General features: G+C 61.4%; 1 protein-coding gene. It reads right to left on the minus strand.

Features of this window, described 5'->3' with window-relative positions:
- Positions 1–1,273 (minus strand): calcium-binding protein (locus OPU71_RS21190; RefSeq protein WP_267730097.1); only part of this gene is annotated, 1,273 nt, incomplete at both ends.

The following is a 1,273-nucleotide window of genomic DNA, read 5'->3' on the forward strand; positions in this document are numbered from 1 at the left end:
CCGAACAGGTAGGTGTCGTTGCCGGCCCCTCCGTCCAGCGTGTCGTTGCCAGCCCCCCCGTCGAGCGTGTCATTGCCAGCCTGACCGTACAGATTGTCTGCGCCAAGCCCACCTGTCAGGGATTCGCTTGCGGCCGTGCCATTGACTGTAACACTCGCGGGCGGGACTGCGCTCGACAGGTTCGCTTTAACCGTCGCAACATCCCATACCGTGCCATCTGCGAACTTGAGGTTTTCGAGCACGTAGTTCGACGCCCCGTCAGCGCTGAAGTAATACTGCACCGTGAGCCTGTCGTCGGTACCGTTCAGGCTCACAATCAGATCTTCATTCGAGCGCGTGAGCGTCACGCCGGTGGGCGCGATCCCGCTGCCGAACAGGATCGTGTCGGCGTTGCTGCCTACCGCATCACTGTCGTAGTTGTACACCGTGTCCTGGCCCGAGCCCTTGCCGAACACGTAGGTGTCCGCGCCGTTCCCCGCGCTCTGATAGTCATTGCCGGCCCCACCGTCGAGCGTGTCATTGCCGGCCTCGCCGTACAGCGTGTCGTTGTGTTCGTTGCCGTAGATTGCATCGTCACCGTTGCCGCCGTGGAGGTAGTCGTTGCCGACGCTACCCTTGACAGTATCGTTTCCGTCGCCACCTTGAACGTTATCTGCGCCAATGCCGCCGTCGAGTACGTCATCGCCGCCGCCGCCGTAGAGCGTGTCATTGCCTTCTGCGCCGCTGAGCGTGTCTGCACTGGCGTAGCCGTAGAGCAGGTCATTGCTCACCGTCGCAATCTGCACTTTGCTCTTGACCGTCGCAACATCCCATACCGTGCCATCTGCAAACTTGAGGTTCTCGAGCACGTAGTTCGACGCCCCGTCAGCGCTGAAGTAATACTGCACCGTGAGCCTGTCGTCGGCGCCGTTCAGGCTCACAATCAGATCTTCATTCGAGCGCGTGAGCGTCACGCCGGTGGGCGCGATCCCGCTGCCGAACAGGATCGTGTCGGCGTTGCTGCCTACCGCATCACTGTCGTAGTTGTACACCGTGTCCTGGCCCGAGCCCTTGCCGAACACGTAGGTGTCCGCGCCGTTCCCCGCGCTCTGATAGTCATTGCCGGCCCCACCGTCGAGCGTGTCATTGCCAGCCTCGCCGTACAGCGTGTCGTTGTGTTCGTTGCCGTAGATTGCATCGCCACCGTTGCCGCCATAGAGGTAGTCGTTGCCGACGCTACCCTTGACAGTATCGTTTCCGTCGCCACCTTGAACGTTATCTGCGCCAATGCCGC

Source organism: Niveibacterium sp. 24ML (assembly GCF_026586805.1).
Taxonomy (GTDB): Bacteria; Pseudomonadota; Gammaproteobacteria; order Burkholderiales; family Rhodocyclaceae; genus Niveibacterium.